This is a genomic window from Citrifermentans bemidjiense Bem (genome assembly GCF_000020725.1).
In the GTDB taxonomy this organism is placed as follows: Bacteria; Desulfobacterota; Desulfuromonadia; order Geobacterales; family Geobacteraceae; genus Geomonas; species Geomonas bemidjiensis.
In genome coordinates, this window is record NC_011146.1 from 1,084,729 (window position 1) to 1,106,742 (window position 22,014).

Annotated in this window: 27 protein-coding genes; all 27 read left to right on the plus strand. The window is 59.3% G+C overall.

Annotated elements, in window-relative coordinates; translation table 11 throughout:
• Positions 1–133: 133 nt before the first annotated feature.
• Complete coding sequence (rpoB, locus tag GBEM_RS04630; protein ID WP_012529359.1) at positions 134–4,249, plus strand: DNA-directed RNA polymerase subunit beta; 4,116 nt, start codon at positions 134–136, stop codon at positions 4,247–4,249.
• A 127-nt stretch (positions 4,250–4,376) separates the two neighbouring features.
• Positions 4,377–8,525, plus strand: a complete 4,149-nt coding sequence (gene rpoC / locus GBEM_RS04635) for a DNA-directed RNA polymerase subunit beta' (protein ID WP_012529360.1) — start codon at positions 4,377–4,379, stop codon at positions 8,523–8,525.
• Positions 8,526–8,686: 161 nt separating this feature from the next.
• Positions 8,687–9,058, plus strand: coding sequence for a 30S ribosomal protein S12 (rpsL, locus tag GBEM_RS04640; RefSeq protein ID WP_012529361.1), 372 nt, complete (start codon positions 8,687–8,689; stop codon positions 9,056–9,058).
• A 23-nt stretch (positions 9,059–9,081) separates the two neighbouring features.
• Entirely contained in the window at positions 9,082–9,552 is a 471-nt protein-coding gene (rpsG, locus tag GBEM_RS04645) for a 30S ribosomal protein S7 (protein WP_012529362.1), read from the plus strand.
• A 51-nt stretch (positions 9,553–9,603) separates the two neighbouring features.
• Positions 9,604–11,682: an elongation factor G gene (gene fusA / locus GBEM_RS04650; protein WP_012529363.1), complete on the plus strand. Its 2,079-nt coding sequence runs from the start codon at positions 9,604–9,606 to the stop codon at positions 11,680–11,682.
• A 33-nt stretch (positions 11,683–11,715) separates the two neighbouring features.
• On the plus strand, positions 11,716–12,906 hold the full coding sequence (gene tuf / locus GBEM_RS04655) for an elongation factor Tu (protein ID WP_012529364.1): 1,191 nt from the start codon (positions 11,716–11,718) through the stop codon (positions 12,904–12,906).
• 106 nt (positions 12,907–13,012) lie between these two features.
• Positions 13,013–13,321: a 30S ribosomal protein S10 gene (gene rpsJ / locus GBEM_RS04660; protein WP_012529365.1), complete on the plus strand. Its 309-nt coding sequence runs from the start codon at positions 13,013–13,015 to the stop codon at positions 13,319–13,321.
• A gap of 21 nt (positions 13,322–13,342) precedes the next feature.
• Positions 13,343–13,978 carry a 50S ribosomal protein L3 gene (gene rplC, locus GBEM_RS04665; protein WP_012529366.1) on the plus strand — a complete coding sequence of 212 codons (636 nt, stop codon included), beginning with the start codon at positions 13,343–13,345 and terminating at the stop codon, positions 13,976–13,978.
• An 18-nt stretch (positions 13,979–13,996) separates the two neighbouring features.
• The gene (gene rplD, locus GBEM_RS04670) at positions 13,997–14,620 is read left to right on the plus strand and encodes a 50S ribosomal protein L4 (protein WP_012529367.1); all 624 of its coding nucleotides are present in this window, start codon (positions 13,997–13,999) and stop codon (positions 14,618–14,620) included.
• Positions 14,617–14,901 carry a 50S ribosomal protein L23 gene (locus GBEM_RS04675; RefSeq protein WP_012529368.1) on the plus strand — a complete coding sequence of 95 codons (285 nt, stop codon included), beginning with the start codon at positions 14,617–14,619 and terminating at the stop codon, positions 14,899–14,901. Before rplD ends, GBEM_RS04675 begins: the two co-directional genes overlap by 4 nt.
• Before the next feature lie 23 nt (positions 14,902–14,924).
• Entirely contained in the window at positions 14,925–15,749 is an 825-nt protein-coding gene (gene rplB / locus GBEM_RS04680) for a 50S ribosomal protein L2 (RefSeq protein ID WP_012529369.1), read from the plus strand.
• Positions 15,750–15,775: 26 nt separating this feature from the next.
• Entirely contained in the window at positions 15,776–16,057 is a 282-nt protein-coding gene (rpsS, locus tag GBEM_RS04685; RefSeq protein ID WP_012529370.1) for a 30S ribosomal protein S19, read from the plus strand.
• A gap of 21 nt (positions 16,058–16,078) precedes the next feature.
• On the plus strand, positions 16,079–16,414 hold the full coding sequence (rplV, locus tag GBEM_RS04690) for a 50S ribosomal protein L22 (RefSeq protein WP_012529371.1): 336 nt from the start codon (positions 16,079–16,081) through the stop codon (positions 16,412–16,414).
• Between the two features lie 22 nt (positions 16,415–16,436).
• A complete protein-coding gene (gene rpsC, locus GBEM_RS04695) occupies positions 16,437–17,072 on the plus strand; it encodes a 30S ribosomal protein S3 (protein WP_012529372.1) in 636 nt (211 codons plus the stop codon).
• 18 nt (positions 17,073–17,090) lie between these two features.
• Positions 17,091–17,513, plus strand: a complete 423-nt coding sequence (gene rplP, locus GBEM_RS04700; RefSeq protein ID WP_012529373.1) for a 50S ribosomal protein L16 — start codon at positions 17,091–17,093, stop codon at positions 17,511–17,513.
• Complete coding sequence (gene rpmC, locus GBEM_RS04705; RefSeq protein WP_012529374.1) at positions 17,503–17,691, plus strand: 50S ribosomal protein L29; 189 nt, start codon at positions 17,503–17,505, stop codon at positions 17,689–17,691. The genes rplP and rpmC overlap by 11 nt, the downstream gene beginning before the upstream one ends.
• A 9-nt stretch (positions 17,692–17,700) precedes the next feature.
• Positions 17,701–17,958, plus strand: coding sequence for a 30S ribosomal protein S17 (gene rpsQ / locus GBEM_RS04710; protein WP_012529375.1), 258 nt, complete (start codon positions 17,701–17,703; stop codon positions 17,956–17,958).
• 21 nt (positions 17,959–17,979) lie between these two features.
• A complete protein-coding gene (gene rplN / locus GBEM_RS04715; RefSeq protein WP_012529376.1) occupies positions 17,980–18,348 on the plus strand; it encodes a 50S ribosomal protein L14 in 369 nt (122 codons plus the stop codon).
• A 22-nt stretch (positions 18,349–18,370) separates the two neighbouring features.
• Positions 18,371–18,697, plus strand: a complete 327-nt coding sequence (gene rplX / locus GBEM_RS04720; protein ID WP_012529377.1) for a 50S ribosomal protein L24 — start codon at positions 18,371–18,373, stop codon at positions 18,695–18,697.
• A 14-nt stretch (positions 18,698–18,711) separates the two neighbouring features.
• Positions 18,712–19,251 (plus strand): 50S ribosomal protein L5, encoded by a 540-nt coding sequence (gene rplE, locus GBEM_RS04725; RefSeq protein ID WP_012529378.1) that lies wholly within the window; start codon positions 18,712–18,714, stop codon positions 19,249–19,251.
• Between the two features lie 20 nt (positions 19,252–19,271).
• Positions 19,272–19,457: a type Z 30S ribosomal protein S14 gene (locus tag GBEM_RS04730; protein WP_012529379.1), complete on the plus strand. Its 186-nt coding sequence runs from the start codon at positions 19,272–19,274 to the stop codon at positions 19,455–19,457.
• A 34-nt stretch (positions 19,458–19,491) separates the two neighbouring features.
• Positions 19,492–19,890 (plus strand): 30S ribosomal protein S8, encoded by a 399-nt coding sequence (gene rpsH, locus GBEM_RS04735; protein ID WP_012529380.1) that lies wholly within the window; start codon positions 19,492–19,494, stop codon positions 19,888–19,890.
• Between the two features lie 24 nt (positions 19,891–19,914).
• Positions 19,915–20,454, plus strand: a complete 540-nt coding sequence (rplF, locus tag GBEM_RS04740) for a 50S ribosomal protein L6 (RefSeq protein WP_012529381.1) — start codon at positions 19,915–19,917, stop codon at positions 20,452–20,454.
• Between the two features lie 21 nt (positions 20,455–20,475).
• Positions 20,476–20,844, plus strand: a complete 369-nt coding sequence (gene rplR, locus GBEM_RS04745) for a 50S ribosomal protein L18 (protein WP_012529382.1) — start codon at positions 20,476–20,478, stop codon at positions 20,842–20,844.
• Positions 20,845–20,865: 21 nt separating this feature from the next.
• The gene (gene rpsE / locus GBEM_RS04750) at positions 20,866–21,354 is read left to right on the plus strand and encodes a 30S ribosomal protein S5 (protein ID WP_012529383.1); all 489 of its coding nucleotides are present in this window, start codon (positions 20,866–20,868) and stop codon (positions 21,352–21,354) included.
• Between the two features lie 17 nt (positions 21,355–21,371).
• Positions 21,372–21,551 carry a 50S ribosomal protein L30 gene (gene rpmD, locus GBEM_RS04755; RefSeq protein ID WP_012529384.1) on the plus strand — a complete coding sequence of 60 codons (180 nt, stop codon included), beginning with the start codon at positions 21,372–21,374 and terminating at the stop codon, positions 21,549–21,551.
• Positions 21,552–21,571: 20 nt separating this feature from the next.
• The gene (gene rplO, locus GBEM_RS04760) at positions 21,572–22,012 is read left to right on the plus strand and encodes a 50S ribosomal protein L15 (RefSeq protein WP_012529385.1); all 441 of its coding nucleotides are present in this window, start codon (positions 21,572–21,574) and stop codon (positions 22,010–22,012) included.
• The last annotated feature ends 2 nt before the right edge of the window (positions 22,013–22,014 follow it).

Sequence of the window (22,014 nt, forward strand, 5' to 3'; positions counted from 1 at the left end):
GGTCGCTTCATGCGGCCTTGGCTGTTCTATTTTAGTTTGAGGCCGCTTCACCCCGCTGTACCCGCCACAACTACCACAGCAGGAAATTCAAGGGGGTGGAGGTCTTCCAAGGCGTTCACCACAAGGAGAAGATATGGCTTATTCAATCGCGAATAACCCCCTGTTGCGCAAGAACTTCGCCAAGATCCACAAGATCATCGACATACCGAACCTCATCGACATCCAGAAAAATTCCTACAAGAGATTCCTCCAACTAGACACTCCCGTAGACGCACGCAAAAATTCCGGCCTCGAAGCCGTTTTCCGCAGCGTCTTCCCGATCAGGGACTTCAGCGACACCGCCTCGCTTGAGTACGTTTCGTATTCGCTCGGCGCGCCCAAGTACGACGTGGAGGAGTGCCACCAGCGCGGCATGACCTTCGCGGCCCCGATGAAGGTGAAGGTGAGGCTGGTGGTGTGGGATGTGGCGAAGGACCCCGGTACCAGATCGATCCGCGATATCAAGGAGCAGGAGGTTTATTTCGGCGAAATCCCGCTGATGACCGACAACGGGACCTTTATCATAAACGGCACCGAGCGCGTCATCGTGAGCCAGCTGCACCGCTCTCCGGGCGTTTTCTACGACCACGACAAAGGGAAGACCCACTCCAGCGGCAAGGTGCTCTACTCCGCTCGCGTGATTCCGTACCGCGGCTCGTGGCTTGACTTTGAATTTGACCATAAAGACATCCTTTATGTTCGCATAGACAGACGGCGCAAGATGCCGGCCACCGTGCTCCTCAAGGCGCTCGGCTACTCCAATGACGCGCTGATCAACTACTTCTACAAGTCCGAAGAGGTAAAGCTCGGCGACAACGGCGCCATGACCAAGCTCGCCGACGCTGAGCTTCTCTCGAACCAGAAGGCTACCGCTGACATCGTCGACCCGGCTACCGGCGAGGTGATCCTCAAGGCGAACCGCAAGTTCACCAAGGCGGCGCTCAGGAAGATGGCCGAGCACGGGATCAAGGAGATCCCCATCTCCGAGGAGGAGGTGGTTGCAAAGGTCGCTTCGCACGACATCTACGACCCGGCTACCGGCGAGATCATCGTGGAGTGCAACGAGGAGCTCACCCAGGCCAAACTCGAGGAGATCATCCAGAAGGGGATCACCACCTTCCAGGTGCTCTTCATCGACAACCTGCACGTCACCTCCAGCTTCCGCGACACCATCCTGATCGACAAGATCGGCTCCACCGACGAGGCGCTGATCGAGATCTACCGCCGTCTGCGTCCGGGCGACCCGCCGACGCTTAAGAGCGCGCTGGTTCTCTTCGAGAACCTGTTCTTCAACGCGGAGCGCTACGACCTCTCCGCCGTCGGCCGCCTGAAGCTCAACTACAAGCTGGGCGTAGACGTGCCGCTTGACTGCATGACGCTCACCCGCGAGGACATCCTCGAGGTGGTGCGCTACCTGATCGAGCTGAAAAACGGCAAGGGGAACATCGATGACATCGACCACCTGGGCAACCGTCGTGTCCGCGCCGTGGGCGAGCTTTTGGAAAACCAGTACCGCATCGGCCTGGTCAGGATGGAGCGCGCCATCAAGGAGCGCATGAGCCTGCAGGAAGTCGAGAACCTGATGCCGCACGACCTGATCAACTCCAAGCCGGTCTCCGCAGTAGTGAAGGAGTTCTTCGGCTCCTCGCAGCTCTCCCAGTTCATGGACCAGACCAACCCGCTCTCCGAGGTCACGCACAAGCGCCGTCTCTCGGCTCTGGGACCGGGGGGCCTAACCCGCGAGCGCGCGGGCTTCGAAGTCCGCGACGTACACCCGACCCACTACGGCCGCGTCTGCCCGATCGAGACCCCTGAGGGTCCGAACATCGGTCTCATCGCGTCGCTCTCTACCTACGCAAGGATCAACGAGCACGGCTTCGTCGAGACGCCGTACCGCGTGGTCAGTGAAGGGAAGGTGACCGACGAGGTCCGCTTCTTCTCGGCTCTCGAGGAGGAAGGGCACGCCATCGCCCAGGCCAACGCCGAGATCGATAAAGACGGGCGCTTCGCAGCTGACTACATCTCGGCCAGGAAATCCGGCGAGTTCGTCCTCGTGGGACGCGACGAGCTGGAGCTTATGGACGTGGCCCCGATGCAGCTGGTTTCCGTCGCGGCATCGCTGATCCCGTTCCTCGAGAACGACGACGCGAACCGCGCACTGATGGGTTCCAACATGCAGCGCCAGGCCGTTCCGCTTCTGCGCGCCGACTCTCCGCTGGTAGGAACCGGGATGGAGCGCGTCGTCGCACGCGACTCCGGTGTTTCCTCGGTTGCCCGCCATAACGGGGTGGTGGAGAGCGTCGATGCCTCCCGCATCGTCGTCAAAATCGACGAGGATCAGTACGACGCGACCGGCACCGGCGTCGACATCTACAACCTGATCAAGTTCGCCCGCTCCAACCAGAACACCTGCATCAACCAGAGGCCGGTGGTAAAGGTAGGCGACCACGTGAAGGCTGGCGACATCATCGCCGACGGCCCCTCCACCGACATGGGCGAGCTGGCTCTGGGGCAGAACGTGCTGATCGCGTTCATGCCGTGGGGCGGCTACAACTACGAGGACTCCATCCTCATCTCGGAGCGCCTGGTAAAAGACGACCGCTACACCTCGATCCACATCGAGGAGTTCGAGGCCGTGGCCCGCGACACCAAGCTCGGCAAGGAGGAGATCACCTCCGACATCCCGAACCTGGGCGAAGAGACCCTGAAGGACCTGGACGAGTCGGGCATCATCAGGATCGGCGCTGAAGTCCGTCCGGGCGATATCCTGGTCGGCAAGATCACTCCGAAGGGCGAGACCCAGCTCTCCCCGGAAGAGAAACTCCTGCGCGCCATCTTCGGCGAGAAGGCGGGCGACGTGCGCGACACCTCGCTGCGCGTACCGCCGGGGGTGGAAGGTACCGTCATCGGTGCCAAGATCTTCTCCCGTAAGGGTGCCGACAAGGACGCCCGTACCGAGATCATCGAGAAGGCCGAGGAGATGCGGCTTCGGAAAGACGAGCAGGACGAGATCCGGATCATCCGCGATTCGGCTATCGGGAAGCTGAAGAAACTGCTGGTGGGCAAGGCCGCCGCAGTGAAGATAGAAGGGAGCGACGGCAAGGTGCTGATCCCGAAAGGGGCGGCCATCACCGAGGAGATGCTGAAATCGTTCTCCATGGACCGCTGGGACGAGATCTCCATCGCCGACGACGACACCATCGACGAGAAAGTGGCCCAGACGCTCTCCACGCTGAACCAGCAGATCGACATCATCAAGTACGTCTTCGACGACAAGGTGCAGAAGCTGCGCCGCGGCGACGATCTGCCGCCGGGCGTCATCAAGATGGTCAAGGTCTACATCGCCATCAAGCGTAAGCTCCAGGTGGGCGACAAGATGGCGGGCCGCCACGGTAACAAGGGTGTCGTTTCCAGGATCCTCCCGGAAGAGGACATGCCGTACATGGAAGACGGCCGTCCGGTAGAGATCGTGCTGAACCCGCTGGGCGTACCTTCCCGTATGAACGTTGGGCAGATCCTCGAGATGCACCTCGGCTGGGGCGCCAAGGGGCTCGGCTGGAAGATCGAGGAGTTCCTCGAGAAGAACGCCCCGCACGATGAGATCAAGAGGTTCCTGAAGGGGGCGTACGACAACCCGGAAATGGACCGCTTCCTCGATACTCTGGAAGGTGAGGAGCTCCTCAACCTGGCACGACGCCTGAAGCGCGGCATCCCCATGTCGTCGCCGGTCTTCGAGGGTGCGAGCGAGGAGTCGATACAGTCGATGCTGACCCATGCAGGCTTCAGCACCACCGGTCAGGTCACCCTCTACGACGGCAAGAGCGGCGACAAGTTCATGCACCAGGTCACCGTCGGGATCATGTACTTCTTGAAGCTGCACCACCTGGTCGACGACAAGATCCACGCGAGGAGCATCGGGCCCTACTCTCTGGTCACCCAGCAGCCGCTGGGGGGCAAGGCGCGGTTCGGCGGTCAGAGGCTCGGGGAGATGGAGGTCTGGGCGATGGAGGCCTACGGCGCCGCATACGCGCTGCAGGAATTCCTCACCGTCAAGTCCGACGACGTGGCCGGCCGCACCAGGATGTACGAGGCCATCGTCAAAGGGAAGCACACCCTGGAGCCGGGCCTGCCCGAGTCGTTCAACGTCCTCATCAAGGAACTCCAGTCCCTTGGCCTCGACGTGGAACTCCTGGAAGGCGACGAGGACTAAAAACTGTTCAACGTTCAACGTTCGGCGTTTAAACCCACTGCCGGTTTTTCGCCGAACGTTGAACGCGGAACGTTGAACGGCCTCTTAATCTGATTACGTAACTCCTACTACTAAGGAGGAATATATTTTGGAAGACATTTTTAACTTTTTCGATAAGCCGAAGGACCCGCTCCACTTCTCTTCCATCAAGATCTCGATCTCCTCGCCGGACAAGATCCGCGAGCGTTCCTTCGGGGAAGTGAAGAAACCGGAAACCATAAACTACCGTACCTTCAAGCCGGAGCGCGATGGCCTCTTCTGCGCCAAGATCTTCGGACCGACCAAGGATTACGAGTGCAACTGCGGCAAGTACAAGCGCATGAAGCACCGCGGCATCGTCTGCGAGAAGTGCGGCGTCGAGGTCATCCCCTCCAAGGTGCGCCGCGAGCGCCTGGGGCACATCGACCTGGCCACCCCGGTGGCGCACATCTGGTTCCTGAAGTCGCTCCCGTCCAGGATCGGCAACCTGATGGACATCACGCTTAAGGACCTCGAGAAGGTGCTCTACTTCGAGGCCTACGTGGTAACCGATCCGAAGGACACCGGCCTTGCCTTCGGTACCGTCTTCTCTGAGGACCAGTACCAGAAGGCCCTCGAGGAATACAGCTACGGCTTCGAGGCCGGCATGGGCGCCGCTGCGATTCGCACCTGCCTCACCTCGATGGACCTGGACCAACTCTCCGAGCAGCTCCGTATCGAGATGCAGGAGGCGACCTCCGAGGCCAAGCGCAAGAAGACCGCCAAGCGCCTGAAGGTTATCGAGGCCTTCAAAAACTCCGGCAATAAGCCCGAGTGGATGATCCTCGAGTGCATCCCGGTCCTGCCGCCTGAGCTCCGTCCGCTGGTCCCTCTCGACGGCGGCCGCTTCGCTACGAGCGACCTGAACGACCTGTACCGTCGCGTCATCAACCGCAACAACCGCTTGAAGCGCCTGATGGAACTGCAGGCCCCCGAGGTCATCATCAGGAACGAGAAGCGCATGCTGCAGGAGGCGGTCGACGCGCTGTTCGACAACGGCCGCCGCGGCCGCGCCATCGCAGGCCCGAACAAGCGTCCGCTTAAGTCCCTCTCCGACATGCTCAAAGGGAAATCCGGCCGTTTCCGCCAGAACCTCCTCGGTAAGCGTGTCGACTACTCCGGCCGTTCCGTTATCGTCGTCGGTCCGGAGCTTCGCCTGCACCAGTGCGGTCTGCCGAAGAAGATGGCCCTCGAGCTCTTCAAGCCGTTCATCTACAACAAGCTCGAGGAGCGCGGTTTCGTCACCACCATCAAGAGCGCCAAGAAGATGGTGGAGAAGGAGAAGCCGGAAGTCTGGGACGTGCTCGAGGAGGTTATCAAGGAGCACCCGGTTCTGCTGAACCGCGCCCCGACCCTGCACCGCTTGGGCATCCAGGCTTTTGAACCGGTGCTCATCGAAGGAAAGGCGATCCAGCTCCACCCGCTGGTCTGCACCGCCTTCAACGCCGACTTCGACGGCGACCAGATGGCCGTCCACCTCCCCCTCTCGGTTGAGAGCCAGGTGGAGGCGCGCGTCCTCATGATGTCGACCAACAACATCCTGTCGCCGGCGCACGGCAAGCCGATCATCGTGCCGTCGCAGGACATGGTTCTCGGGATCTACTACATGACCCGCGATAAGCACTTCGCGCTGGGGGAAGGGAAGATCTTCGCCTCCCCGGACGAGGTCAACATCGCCTGGGACGCGGGTGAGATCCACCTGCAGGCGCGTATCAAGGTCAGGATGAAGAACCTCGTCTCGGACGAGAAGCCGACCCTGATCGAGACCACCACCGGCCGCGTGCTTTTGCGCGACATCCTGCCGGATGCCGTGCCGTATGCAACCATCAACAAGGTCATGACCAAGAAGGAGCTCTCCAACCTGGTCGACGTCTGCTACCGTCTGGCCGGGAACAAGGAGACGGTCATCCTCGCCGACAAGCTGAAGGCGATCGGTTTCCGCTACGCGGCGAAAGCCGGCATCTCCATCTCGATCAACGACATGGTCATCCCGGAAGGAAAGCCCGCCATCATCAACCGCGCCACCGAAGAGGTGCAGGAGATCCAGAACCAGTACACCGAGGGTCTCATCACCGACGGCGAGCGCTACAACAAGGTCATCGACATCTGGGCGAAATCCACCGAGGACATCGCCAAGGAGATGCTGGACAACCTCTCCCGCGACACCATCCTGGACCCGGAAGGGAAGGAAGTGAAGGTTCCCTCCTTCAACGCGATCCACATGATGGCCGACTCGGGCGCAAGGGGTAGCGCGCAGCAGATCCGCCAGCTGGCAGGGATGAGGGGACTCATGGCCAAACCTTCGGGCGAGATCATCGAGACCCCGATCACGGCGAACTTTCGCGAAGGCCTCACCGTGCTCCAGTACTTCATCTCCACCCACGGCGCACGTAAGGGTCTGGCCGATACCGCGCTCAAGACGGCGAACTCCGGTTACCTTACCCGCCGTCTGGTCGACGTCGCGCAGGACGCCATCATCACCGAGGCCGACTGCGGCACCATCGACGGGCTCACCGTCTCCTCCCTCACCGAGGGTGGCGAGGTGATCGAGCACATCGGCGACCGTATCCTCGGGCGCGTGGCTCTCGACGACATCCTCGACCCGGTCACCGGCGACGTGCTGGTCCCGGCCAACGAGGAGATCGACGAGACGCTGGTGGCGAAGATCGAAGCCGCCGGCCTCGAGAAGGTCAAGATCCGCTCGGTGCTCACCTGCGAGAGCCGCCGCGGCATCTGCGCCAAGTGCTACGGCCGCGACCTGGCACGCGGGCACCTGGTGAACCGCGGCGAGGCGGTCGGCGTCATCGCCGCCCAGTCCATCGGCGAGCCGGGCACCCAGCTCACCATGCGTACCTTCCACATCGGTGGTACCGCTTCGAGGCGCGCCGAGCAGACCGCGTTGGAGGCGAGGAACGAGGGTTTCGCCAAGTTCATCAACATCAACTACGTCACCAACTCGGAAGGGCACCACATCGTCATGAACCGCAACGGCGAGCTCGCCATCGTGGACGAGACCGGGCGCGAGCGCGAGAAGTACGGCGTCGTCTACGGTGCGAAGATCAAGGTGAGCCCGCAAGAGAAGGTCGCCCAGGGGCAGTCGGTCGCCGAGTGGGACCCGTACACCATGCCGATCCTCACCGAGGTCGCCGGCCGGGTCAAGTTCGGGGACGTCATCGAGGGCGTCACCATGGAGGAGCAGGTCGACGAAGTCACCGGTCTCTCCAGGAAGGTCATCATCGAGACCCGCGACACCGACAAGCGTCCGCGCATCACCATCAAGGACGAGAGCGGCAAGACCGCCAAGATCGGCGAGAACCTTCTGGCCCGCTACTACCTCCCGGTCGGCTCCAACATCAACGTGCTGGAAGAAATCGAGGTGAACGCAGGCGACGTAATCGCCAAGATCCCGCGCGAAACCACCAAGACCAAGGACATCACCGGTGGTCTGCCGCGTGTTGCCGAGCTCTTCGAAGCGAGGAAACCGAAGGACTTCGCGGTCATCACCGAGATCGACGGCGTGGTCGCCTTCGGCAAGGACGCCAAGGGTAAGCGCAAGGTACTGGTCACTCCGGAACTCGGCGAGCCCAAGGAATACCTGATCCCCAAGGGGAAGCACATCAGCGTCCACGAAGGGGACCATGTCCGCGCCGGCGAGGCGCTCATGGACGGCTCCTCCAACCCGCACGACATCCTGCGCGTCCTCGGCCAGAAAGAACTGGCCAAGTACCTGGTCGACGAGGTCCAGGAGGTGTATCGACTCCAGGGCGTCAAGATCAACGACAAGCACATCGAGACCATCGTACGTCAGATGCTGCGCCGCGTCAGGGTCAAGGATGTCGGCGATACCAATCTGCTCATCGACGATCAGATCGAGCGCTGGGTCTTTGAGGAAGAAAACGAAAAGGCGATGGACAAAGGCGGGCGTCCTGCAACTGCTGAGTCATTGCTCCTTGGCATAACCAAGGCGTCGCTCTCTACCGAGTCATTTATTTCTGCTGCTTCCTTCCAGGAGACAACAAAAGTATTGACACAAGCATCGATTGAAGGTAAGGTCGATAGTCTTCGCGGTCTCAAAGAGAACGTGATTATGGGCCGCTTGATCCCGGCGGGAACGGGATTGGCTCTTTACCGCAACCTACGCATGGTTGCTGAGGAGCCAGTAATCATTCCGGAGCCAGCAGAACCGGAAGATGAAGAAATCTACGAAGAAGAAGCCTAGCCTGAATGCTCGGTCGGAGGAAGAGGGGCTCCCCTGAATCCTTCGACCGATTTCTCACTTTTTTCAAAATAAAACTTGACAAGCGCCGTATGCGCTGTTATTTTCGTCGCTTCCGCCGGGAGACCAGCTCCTTTGCGGGAAGAATTGCGTGAGAGGAATGTATGCCAACTATTAATCAGCTTATTCGTCATGGTCGGGAGTCAAAGGGTGATAAATCCACTGCTCCGGCACTCAGGAGCTGCCCGCAGAAGAGGGGCGTTTGCACTAGGGTTTACACCACAACCCCGAAGAAACCGAACTCCGCACTCCGTAAGGTGGCGAGGGTAAGGCTTACCAACGGCGTTGAGGTGACCTCCTACATTCCCGGTGTTGGTCACAACCTCCAGGAGCACTCCGTTGTCCTGATCAGGGGCGGCAGGGTCAAGGACCTTCCGGGTGTTCGTTACCACATCGTCCGCGGCACGCTCGACTCCGTCGGCGTCAAGGGTCGGATGAAGAGTCGTTCGAAGTACGGGGCCAAAAGACCCAAGTAACCGATTAAAGTGAGAGGTTTGACATGCCAAGAAGAAGAGAAGTAGCCAAGCGGGTAATTCTTCCGGATCCTAAATATGCGGATAGGGTAGTTGCCAAGCTCATCAATATAATCATGCTGGACGGCAAGAAGTCGACCGCAGAGAAGGCCCTGTACGGAGCGATGGAAATCGCGGCCGGCAAGGCAGGCGAAGAGCCGGTCAAGGTGCTCAAGAAGTGCCTGGACAACATCAAGCCGATGCTCGAAGTCAAGTCCCGCAGGGTCGGCGGTTCGACCTACCAGGTTCCGGTCGAAGTGCGCCCCGAGCGCCGCGTCTCCCTGGCAATGCGCTGGCTGGTGAAGTACTCCAACACCAGGAGCGAGAAGACCGTCACCGACAAGCTGGCCGGTGAGATCCTCGACGCGTACAACAACCGCGGTTCCGCGGTGAAGAAGCGCGAGGATACCCACAAGATGGCAGAGGCCAACCGCGCCTTCGCCCACTACCGCTGGTAGTTTTCGGCGGCACACATTAAGGGTTAGAGAGCAACTCGAAGGAGATTGTAAGTGGCACGTCAGGTTTCGTTGGAAATGACCCGTAATATCGGGATCATGGCTCACATAGATGCAGGGAAGACCACCACCACGGAGCGTATCCTCTACTACACCGGTGTTTCCCACAAGATCGGCGAAGTCCACGACGGCGCCGCTACCATGGACTGGATGGAGCAGGAGCAGGAGCGTGGCATCACCATCACCTCCGCTGCTACCACCTGCAACTGGAGAGACCATCGCATTAACATCATCGACACCCCGGGTCACGTCGACTTCACCATCGAGGTCGAGCGCTCCCTGCGTGTTCTGGACGGCGCTGTCGCCGTGTTCTGCTCGGTCGGTGGCGTAGAACCCCAGTCCGAGACCGTCTGGCGCCAGGCTGACAAGTACCGCGTTCCCCGCATCGCGTTCATCAACAAGATGGACCGCGTGGGCGCAGACTTCTTCCGCGGCATCGCCATGATCAAGGATCGGCTTAAGGCGAACCCTGTTCCGCTGCAGATCCCGATCGGGAGCGAAGAGAACTACAAGGGCCTCGTCGACCTCATCGAGATGAAGGGCATCGTCTTCAACGACGAGAGCATGGGCGCTACTTTCGACACCATCGAGATCCCGGCCGACCTGCTCGAGCAGGCTCAGGAGTACCGCGAGGCGCTGATCGAGGAAGTTTCTTCCCACGACGACGTGCTGATGGAGAAGTACCTGGGCGGCGAAGAGATCAGCAACGCCGAACTGAAGGCGGCCATCCGCCAGGCTACCCTCGACATCAAGATCTGCCCGGTCATCTGCGGTTCCGCATTCAAAAACAAGGGCGTGCAGCACCTCTTGGACGCCGTCCTCGACTACATGCCGGCTCCGACCGACATCCCCGCTATCCAGGGTGTCGACGCCAACACCGACGCGCCGATCGAGCGTCATGCTTCCGACTCCGAGCCGTTCGCTGCTCTGGGCTTCAAGATCATGACCGACCCGTTCGTAGGCCAGCTCTGCTTCTTCCGCGTCTACTCCGGCGTGATCCAGTCCGGCTCCTACGTGTACAACGCCACCAAGGGCAAGCGCGAGAGGATCGGCCGCATCCTGAAGATGCACGCCAACAAGCGTGAAGAGATCAAGGAAGTCTACGCCGGCGACATCGCCGCCGCGGTAGGCCTGAAATACACCACCACGGGCGACACGCTCTGCGCCGAGGACCATGCGGTTATCCTCGAGTCCATCGAGTTCCCCGAGCCGGTCATCTCCATCGCCATCGAGCCGAAAACCAAGGCCGATCAGGAGAAGCTGGGCCTCTCGCTCGGCAAGCTCGCTTCCGAGGACCCCTCCTTCCGCGTCAAGACGGACGAGGAGACCGGCCAGACCATCATCTCCGGCATGGGCGAGCTGCACCTGGAGATCATCGTCGACCGTCTGTTCCGCGAGTTCAAGGTAGAGGCGAACGTCGGCAAGCCGCAGGTCGCCTACCGCGAGACCATCACCAAGAAGGTCAAGGCGGAAGGGAAGTTCGTGCGCCAGTCCGGCGGTCGCGGTCAGTTCGGCCACGTCTGGCTTGAGGTCGAGCCGCAGGAAGCAGGGAAGGGCTACGAGTTCGTCGACGCCATCAAGGGCGGCGTCGTTCCCCGCGAGTACATCCCGGCGGTCGACAAGGGGATCAAGGAAGCGCTGGACAACGGCGTCATGGCCGGCTTCCCGGTCGTCGACATCAAGGTCACCCTGGTCGACGGTTCCTATCACGAGGTCGACTCCTCCGAGATGGCGTTCAAGATCGCAGGTTCCATGGGCTTCAAGGAAGGCTGCCAGAAGGCCTCCCCGATCATCCTGGAGCCGATCATGTCGGTGGAAGTCGTGGTTCCGGAGGAGTACATGGGTGACGTCATCGGCGACCTGAACTCCCGCCGCGGCCGCATCATGGGCATGGAAGGGCGCGCAGGCGCACAGGTGGTCGCATCGATGGTGCCGCTGGCACAGATGTTCGGCTACTCCACCGACCTGCGTTCCGCAACCCAGGGTCGTGCAACGTACTCCATGACCTTCGATCATTACGAGCCGGTGCCGAAGTCGGTCGCCGAGGAAATAGTAGCGAAGGTCAAAGGCTAATTATTCAATTTCCCTATCGAGGAGGATTCCGAAATGGCAAAAGCTAAATTTGAAAGAACCAAGCCGCACGTTAACATCGGCACCATCGGCCACGTCGACCACGGCAAGACTACCCTGACCGCGGCAATCACCAAGGTACTCGCAGGCAAAGGCCAGGCCGAGTTCAAGGCGTTCGACCAGATCGACAACGCACCGGAAGAGCGCGAGCGTGGTATCACCATCGCTACCGCCCACGTCGAGTACGAGACCGACAAGCGTCACTACGCTCACGTCGACTGCCCGGGCCACGCCGACTACGTAAAGAACATGATCACCGGTGCGGCGCAGATGGACGGCGCCATCCTGGTTGTTTCCGCAGCAGACGGCCCGATGCCGCAGACCCGTGAGCACATCCTGCTCGCGCGTCAGGTCGGCGTCCCCTACATCGTCGTGTTCCTGAACAAGGCCGACATGGTGGACGACGAGGAGCTCCTCGAGCTGGTCGAGCTGGAAGTTCGCGAACTCCTCTCCTCCTATGACTTCCCGGGCGACGATATCCCCATCATCAAGGGTTCCGCTCTCAAAGGGCTCGAAGGCGACACCGGCGAGCTGGGCGAGCAGGCCATCATGAAGCTGATGGAAGCTGTCGACACCTACATCCCGGAGCCGGTTCGCGCCATCGACAAGCCGTTCCTGATGCCGGTCGAGGACGTGTTCTCCATCTCCGGTCGCGGTACCGTCGCAACCGGCCGTGTCGAGCGCGGCATCGTGAAAGTCGGCGAGGAAGTCGAGGTTGTCGGCATCAAGACCACCACCAAAACCACCGTCACCGGCGTCGAGATGTTCCGTAAGCTCCTCGACGAAGGTCGCGCAGGCGACAACATCGGCGCGCTGCTGCGTGGCGTGAAGCGTGAGGACATCGAGCGCGGCCAGGTTCTGGCCAAGCCGGGCTCCATCACCCCGCACACCAAGTTCAAGGCAGAAGCCTACATCCTCTCCAAAGAGGAAGGTGGCCGTCACACCCCGTTCTTCAACGGCTACCGTCCGCAGTTCTACTTCAGGACCACCGACGTGACCGGCGTGGTCGACCTCGAGGCAGGCGTCGAGATGGTTATGCCGGGCGACAACGTCTCGGTGACCGTCAACCTGATCACCCCGATCGCCATGGACGAAGGTCTGCGCTTCGCAATCCGCGAAGGCGGCCGTACCGTCGGCGCCGGTGTCGTAGCCTCCATCATCGAATAAGAATAGAAAAAACATACGGTTTTCATCCGGTTTCCGGCGGGCCGCTCCTGCGTCCCGCCGGAAACTTCGGCTGTAAACTGAAAACTTGTTTCATCACGAGGAAGAGATGCCTAGTCAGAAAATTAGAATTCGCTTGAAAGCATACGACCACAAGCTGCTTGATACCTCTGTTGGCGAGATCGTCGACACCGCGAAAAGAACCGGCGCACGCGTTGCCGGCCCGATTCCGTTGCCGACCGTGATCAACAAGTACTGCGTGCTTCGTGGACCGCACGTCGACAAGAAGTCGCGCGAGCAGTTCGAGATCAGGACCCACAAGCGCCTGATCGACATCCTCGAGCCGACTCAGCAGACCGTTGACGCTCTGATGAAACTCGACCTCTCCGCAGGTGTGGACGTCGAGATCAAGCTTTAATACAAGGATAGGAAGTCGACCATGAATAAGGGATTGATTGGGAAAAAGCTGGGGATGACCCAGATATTCGCCGAAGACGGCAGGCGCATCGCTGTGACCGTCGTCGAGGCTGGGCCGTGCGTCGTCGTCCAGAAGAAGAGCGTGGCAAAGGACGGCTACTCCGCCATACAGGTCGGTTTCGGAGCGAAGGACGCCTCCAGGGCGAACGCAGCACAGGTCGGGCACTGCAAAGGCGCCGGCGCCGGCGTGTTCACCCACTACCGCGAACTGCGCATGGACAACACGGACGCCTACAAATTGGGCGACGTGATCGAGGCTGCGGTTTTCGAGGAAGGCGACCTGGTCGACGTGACCGGCACCTCCATCGGTAAGGGCTTTGCCGGCGTCATCAAGCGCTGGGGCTTCAAAGGCGGGCGGTCGAGCCACGGCTCCCGTTTCCACCGCGCCCCGGGTTCCATCGGCTGCTCCGCGACCCCCTCCAGGGTTTTCAAGAACAAGAAGATGCCGGGCCAGCTCGGTAACGAGAAGGTGACCGTGCAGCGCCTCAAGGTGGTTCGCGTTGACGCTGCTGACAATCTGATTCTGCTCGGTGGAGCGATCCCCGGTTCCGCCAACGGCGTCGTCCTGATCAAGGACTCCGTCAAGGCGAAGAAATAACGGGGGCTGGAGATAGTTATGGCAAAGCTAGACGTATTTGACATCAAGAAAGCAAAGGTCGGTGAGATCGAGCTCGACGACGCAGTCTTCAACGACGACGTCCGCGAGTACCTGATCCACGAGGCCGTAAAGATCCAGCTCGCTAACCGCAGGCAGGGTACCGTTGCCGTCAAGAACCGCGCCCTGGTGGCAGGTTCCGGCAAGAAGCCGTTCAAGCAGAAGGGAACCGGCCAGGCCCGCCAGGGTTGCCGCAGGGCTCCGCAGTACCCGGGCGGCGGCGTAGCCTTCGGTCCGCAGCCGAAAGACTACAACCTCTCCATGAACAAGAAGGCGAGGAAGGCGGCACTGAGAAGCGCTCTTTCGATGCTCTACAAGAAGGACGCAATCACTGTGGTAAACAGTCTGGAGCTTCCCTCCATCAAGACAAAGGCATTTGTTGAGGTACTAACTGCTTTTAACCTTGACAAGACGCTCGTTATCACTGATACTGCGACTCCCACTTTAGAACTGTCCGCCCGCAATGTGAAACACGTCAAGGTGCTGGGTCCTGAAGGTCTCAATATTTTCGACATTATGAAATACCAGAGCGTCGTCTTTACCGAGGCAGCCGTTCGTCGTGTTGAAGGAGCATTACAGTCATGAACATTTATGACGTCATAAAGAAACCTCTCATCACTGAGAAGACCACGGTTGAGAAAGACGACAAGAACGTCATCGCTTTCGTGGTGAACGGCGCGGCCAACAAGATAGAGATAAAGGCGGCCGTCGAGAAGCTCTTCAACGCGCAGGTTTCCGCCGTGAATACCGTCAACGTCGCCGGCAAGACCAAGCGCACCGCCAAGGGCATCGGCAAGCGTTCTAACTGGAAGAAGGCATATGTGACCCTGAAAGAGGGTTCCAACGTCGATTTCTTCGAAGCATAAAAATATCTGTGGGGATTTAGATAATGGCTATAAAAACTTACAAACCTACTTCTCCGGGTAGAAGGGCGCAGACCTGCTCGACCTTCGAGGAGATCACTGCCTGCAAGCCCGAGAGGTCCCTCGTCGAGAACCTCAAGAAAAGCGGCGGCAGGAACTCGAACGGCCGCATCACTTCCAGGAACGTTGGTGGCGGTCACAAGCAGAAGTACAGGATCATCGACTTCCGCCGTGACAAGACCGAGATTCCGGCGAAGGTCGCCACCATCGAGTACGATCCGTGCCGCAGCGCACGCATCGCCCTTTTGAACTACGCCGACGGCGAGAAGCGCTACATCCTGGCTCCTCTCTCCCTGAAAGTGGGTGATACCGTTATCTCCAGCGAGCAGGCCGACATCAAGCCTGGCAACGCGCTCCCCATCAGGTGCATCCCGCTGGGTACCATCATCCACAACATCGAGCTGAAGATCGGCAAAGGCGCACAACTGGCGCGCTCCGCCGGTACCTTCGCGCAGCTGATGGCTAAGGAAGGGAAGTACGGTCAGGTGAAGCTCCCCTCCGGCGAAGTCCGCATGATCCTGATGGACTGCAAGGCTACCATCGGCCAGGTGGGCAACGCGGATCACGAGAACGTCTCCATCGGCAAGGCTGGCCGCTCCCGCTGGCTCGGCGTACGCCCCCACGTAAGGGGTGTCGCAATGAACCCGGTCGACCACCCGCACGGCGGTGGCGAGGGCAGGACCTCCGGCGGCCGTCATCCGGTAACCCCGTGGGGCATCCCGACCAAGGGTTACAAGACGCGCACCAACAAGCGGTCCACCCCGTTCATCGTGAAGAAGCGCACCAAATAAATCATCTGGATAGAGGATTTTAAAAGATGGCAAGATCTATAAAGAAGGGGCCTTTCGTCGACGGACATCTCGAAGCGAAAGCCCAGGCAGAACAGGCCGGCAGCAAGAAGGTGATCAAGACGTGGTCCCGCAGGTCCACTATCATCCCTGAGTTCATCGGGCTCACCTTTGCGGTGCACAACGGCAAGAAGTTCATCCCTGTGTTCGTCACCGAGAACATGGTCGGCCACAAGATGGGCGAGTTCTCACCCACCAGGACCTTCTACGGCCACGCTGCTGACAAGAAGAGCAAGCTCAAGAAGAAGTAAGGTCCCTAAAGGAGTTTTGTAATGGAATCATCGGCTAAATTATCCTCTGTCCGCCTCTCTCCGAGAAAGACACGCCTGGTCGTGGATCTCGTCAGGGGCAAGGGCATTCAGACTGCGCTGAACACTCTGCGTTTCTCACCGCAACCGTCGGCGAAGCTCATCTCGAAGCTCCTCTCCTCTGCCGTGGCCAATGCCGAGCAGAAGGGTTGCTCCGATGTGGACAAGCTCTTCGTCAAGACGATTTTCGTCGATGGCGGCGCAGTACTTAAGCGCTTCACCCCCCGCGCCATGGGCCGGGCCAGCAAGATCAGAAAACCGACGAGCCACATTACCGTGGTCCTTGCGGAAAAGAAATAAGAAACGGGTCGGAGGTGATGTTTTGGGTCAGAAAGTAAATCCTATCGGGTTCAGACTCGGGGTTATTAAAACCTGGGATTCGAAATGGTACGCGGAAAAAGATTATGCAAAGCTTCTTCACGAAGACCTGAAGCTGCGCAATTTCCTTAAAAAAAGGCTGTATCATTCGGGCGTCTCCAAGATCGAGATCGAGCGCGCTGCGGGCAAGGCGAAGATCAACATCTTCACCGCTCGTCCGGGCCTCATCATCGGTAAGAAGGGCTCGGAGGTCGAGACTCTGAAGAAGGAGCTGGCCAAGCTCACCGACAAAGAGGTCTACCTTAATATACAGGAAGTCAGGAAGCCCGAGCTGGACGCACAGCTCGTCGCCGAGAACGTGGCCATGCAGCTGGAGCGCCGTATCGCGTTCCGCCGTGCCATGAAAAAGAGCGTCACCTCGACGCTCAAGTTCGGCGCCAAGGGTATCAGGATTACCTGCTCGGGCCGTCTGGGCGGCGCAGAGATGTCCAGGACGGAATGGTACCGCGAGGGAAGGGTGCCGCTGCACACGTTGCGCGCGGACATCGACTATGGCTTTGCCGAGGCGAAGACCACCTACGGGATCATCGGCGTAAAAGTGCTCCTCTTCAAGGGTGAAGTACTCTCCGCTAAAAAATAGGAACAGGAGTTTTTTGCGATGTTAATGCCCAAGAAAGTTAAGTATAGAAAGCAGATGAAGGGGCGCATGACCGGTACTCCGCAGCGCGGCGTCGAGCTCGCCTTCGGCGACTTCGGCCTGCAGGCTACCGAGTGCGGCTGGCTGGACTCCCGCCAGATCGAAGCGGCCCGTATCGCTATGACCCGTTATATCAAGAGGGGCGGCAAGATCTGGATCCGCATCTTCCCGGACAAGCCACTCACCTCGAAACCCGCCGAGACCCGTATGGGTAAGGGGAAAGGATCCCCGGACTCATGGGTTTGCGTCATTAAGCCGGGCAGGATCCTTTACGAGATGGAAGGGGTCACCGAGGAAGTGGCGCGCGAGGCATTCAGGCTCGCGGCGCACAAGCTCCCCGTAGCCAGCAAGTTCATCACAAGGACGGAAATCAATGAAGGCTAATGAACTAAAAAACGCGACGGCTGCTGAGCTCGAGGCCAAAGGCACGGAGCTGACCAAGGAACTCTTCAACGTGAAGTTTCAGCTTCACACCGGGCGGCTGGAAAACACTTCCAAGGTTTCCAACCTGAGGAAGGATATCGCCCGCGTGAAGACCATACTCCGTGAAAAGAGAGGCTAAGAGATATATATGAGCGAAAGAGGCAACAGGAAAACTCAGGTCGGTGTGGTCGTCAGCGACAAGATGGACAAGACCGCGGTAGTGAAGGTCGACCGTCTGGTGAAGCACCCCGTCTACAACAAGTACATCAAGCGCTCCGCCAAGTACAAGGCGCACGACATGGACAATGCCGCCAAGATCGGCGACCGCGTCCTCATCGTCGAGACGCGTCCGCTTTCCAAGGACAAGCGCTGGAAAATCAGACAGATTATCGAGTCCAAGGGTTAAGGGCTCGCCGGGAGTTAAACAATGATTCAGATGCAGACACTATTGGACGTGGCGGACAACTCCGGCGCGAAGAAGCTCTTTTGCATTAAAGTGCTCGGCGGCTCCAAGCGCCGTTACGCCGGAATTGGCGACATCATCGTCGCTTCCGTGAAGGAAGCTCTCCCCAATTCGAAGGTGAAAAAGGGCGACGTGGTGAAGGCTGTCGTGGTGCGCACCGCCAAGGCTGTGGGACGTCCTGACGGCTCCTACATCCGTTTCGACACCAACTCCGGCGTGGTCATCAACAACGCCAAGGAGCCGGTCGGCACTCGTATCTTCGGGCCGGTCGCCAGGGAACTTCGCGCCAAGAAGTTCATGAAGATCATATCCCTCGCCCCCGAGGTACTTTAGACAAGATCCTGGAGAATAAGAGATGCTGGGCAAAAAATTACATGTTAAGAAAAACGACACCGTCGTGGTCATCGCGGGCAAGGATCGCTCCAAAAGCGGCAAGGTGATCTCCATCCATCCCAAGAAGGACGGGGTCATCGTCGAAGGGGTCAACGTGGTCAAGCGCCACCAGAAGCCCCGCGGGTCCGAGCAGGGGGGCATCCTGGAGAAGGAAGCTCCGGTGCACATCTCCAACGTCATGCTGCTCTGCGGAAAGTGCAACAAGCCGGTCAGGACCAAAACCACCGTACTCGAAGACGGTAAAAAGGCGCGCTGCTGCGTAAAATGCGGCGAGTCTTTCGATAAATAGTTTGGAGGATTGCAATGGCACGGCTAGCTGAGCTTTACAATAAAGAGATGGTTCCGGCCCTCATGAAGGACCAGAACTACAAGAACATCATGGAAGTCCCCAAGCTGGTGAAGATCGTGGTCAACATGGGCCTCGGCGAAGCGATCCAGAACGTCAAGATCCTGGATTCCGCAGCCGAAGAGCTCGCCGCCATCACCGGGCAGCGCCCGGTCATCACCAAGGCGAAGAAGTCCATCGCGGGCTTCAAGCTGCGCCAGGGGATGCCTATCGGCTGCGCCGTGACGTTGCGCCGCGAGAAGATGTACGAGTTCCTCGACCGCCTGGTAAGCGTCTCGCTGCCGCGCGTGCGCGACTTCAAGGGGATCTCCGGCAAGGCCTTCGACGGCAAGGGTAACTACTCCCTGGGCGTCAAGGAGCAGTTGATCTTCCCCGAGATCGATTACGACAAGGTCGACAAGATCAAGGGTCTCAATATCACGATCGTGACCACGGCAAAGACCGACGCTGAGGGGAAAGCCCTGCTCAAGCTGATGGGTCTGCCGTTCAGGAACTAATACAGGTTTGGAGGAACTCCGTGGCTAAGACATCTATGATCATAAAGGCTCAGAGAGGGAACAAGTTCAAGGTGCGCGAGCGCAATCGCTGCCCTTTGTGCGGCCGCCCCAGAGCTTACTACCGGAAATTTGACATGTGCAGGATCTGCCTGAGGAAGCTGTCCAACCTCGGTCAGGTTCCCGGTGTGATAAAGTCCAGTTGGTAATAAGATTCCGATTTAGGAAAGAGGAGTAGTTTGTATGTGCATGACAGATCCAGTTGCCGACATGCTGACCAGAATCAGGAACGCTGGTATGGCAAAGCACCAGAAAGTTGACATTCCTTCGTCGAACCTCAAGGTGAGCCTCGCCACGGTGCTGCGCGCCGAAGGGTTTATCAAGAACTTCAAGGTGATTGCGGACAACAAGCAGGGGATCCTGCGGGTTTACCTCAAGTTCATCGACGAGAAGGAACCGGTCATCAACGAGATCAAGAGGATCAGCAAACCGGGCGGCCGGGTCTATGTCAACTCCGACAAGATCAAGCAGGTGAAGAACGGACTGGGCGTCGCCATCCTCTCGACTTCGAAGGGGCTGGTAACCGACAAGACCGCCCGTGAAATGGGCATCGGCGGGGAAGTTCTCTGCACGGTCTGGTAGTCATTTCGCTTTAAGGAGCTTTGCATGTCTAGAATAGGAAAACTTCCCATCGCGATTCCTGCGGGGGTGAAAGTCATATACAACGCCCCGGAGATCAAGGTGGAGGGCCCGAAAGGGAAACTCGCCCGCAACATCGGGGAAGGCGTCGCCATCGACGTGACCGCGCAGGCGGTAACGGTGACCAGGCACGACGACACCATCAAGTCCCGCTCGGCCCATGGCCTGACTAGGACCCTGATCAACAACATGGTGATCGGCGTCTCTAAAGGGTTCGAGACCCTGCTCGAGATCAACGGCGTCGGTTACCGCGCCGAGGTGAAGGGCAACGTGCTGAACCTGGCCCTGGGCTTTTCGCACCCGGTCAACTTCGAGCTGCCGACCGGCATCACGGTCGAGGTCGAGAAGATGACCAAGCTCAAAGTGATGGGGATCGACAAGGAAGTGGTCGGCGAGACCGCCGCCAAGATCCGCGCGTTCCGTCCGCCCGAGCCGTACAAGGGTAAGGGTGTCAAGTACGCTGACGAAACGATTCTGAGAAAAGCCGGCAAGACCGGTAAAAAATAGCAATTGCTAAGGAGAAGTGCCTTGAGTTCTTTAGCCCAAAAACAGGTAGCTCGTCTTAAGAGACAGACCAGGGTCAGGAAGAAAATTACCGGATCGCCGGCACGCCCGAGACTGAACGTCTTCAAGAGTGCACGCCACATATACGCTCAGTTGATCGACGACACCACCGGCGCAACCCTCGCCTCGGCCTCCACCCTGGCGGGCGACGTTGCCGAGGGGCTCAGCTACACCGGCAACGCCGAAGCCGCCGCTAAGGTGGGCGCTGCGATTGCCAAGAAGGCCCTGGAGAAGGAAATCACCGCCGTGGTCTTCGACCGCAACGGCTTCCTCTACCACGGTAGGATCAAAGCTCTGGCTGACGCCGCACGCGAAAACGGTCTGTCCTTCTAGGGCAGGTAAGGAGGAATTAGTTTGCTTAAGATCAATGCCAGTGAAATGAATCTTACCGATAGGGTCGTCCACATAAGCCGCGTAGCCAAGGTGGTGAAGGGTGGCCGCAGGTTCAGCTTCTCCGCCCTCGTGGTGGTAGGCGACGGTAACGGCTGCGTGGGCTACGGCCTGGGCAAGGCCAACGAAGTGCCGGAAGCAATCCGCAAAGGGGTCGAGCAGGCCAAGAAGAACCTGATCAAGGTTCCCATCGTGGCCGGGCAGACCATCCCGTTCGAGATCCTCGGCTGCTTCGGCGCAGGCAAGGTTCTCATGATGCCCGCTTCCCCGGGTACCGGCGTTATCGCAGGCGGTGCCGCCCGCGCGGTATTCGAGTCGGCAGGCCTGCACAACATCCTTGCCAAGTGCCTGGGCTCCAACAACCCGCACAACGTGGTCAAGGCCGCATTCGCGGGTCTCTCCCGTCTCAAGACTGCGGAAGAGCTGATGGCGCGCCGCGGCATCACCGAATAGCATTTAAGGAGTTGAACATGTCTGCAGAACTGAAGATAACCCTGGTTCGGAGCGCCATCGGCCAGTCCGAGAAAATGAAAGGTCGTCTGCTCGGCATGGGGCTCACCAAGCGTGAGAAGACCGTGACCCTGCAGGACACCCCGGAGATCCGCGGTATGATCGCCAAGGTGGCCCATCTGGTAAGAGTCGAAGAGTAATCCCCCTAAAGGTGATAAAAATGCAATTAAATACCATCAAACCGGCCATTGGGTCGACCAAGAATAGAAAGCGTATCGGCAGGGGCGTAGGCTCCGGTCACGGCAAGACCGCCACCAAGGGTCACAAGGGCCAGAAGGCGCGCTCCGGCGGCTCCGTGAAGCCCGGCTTCGAGGGCGGCCAGATGCCGATGCACAGAAGGCTTCCCAAGCGCGGCTTCACCCCGCTCTCCAAGAAGGACTACGCCCTGGTGAATCTCTGCCAGCTCGAAGTATTCGAGGCGGGGAGCGTCATCGACGCTGAAGCGCTGCTGAAAAGCGGGATCATCTCCGGCGTGCGCGACGGCATCAAGGTGCTGGCGACGGGTGACATCACCCGTGCACTGACCATCAAGGCCCACAAATTCAGCGCCTCTGCTCGCGAAAAAATAACTGCGGCAGGTGGTTCCATCGAGGAGATCTAGTC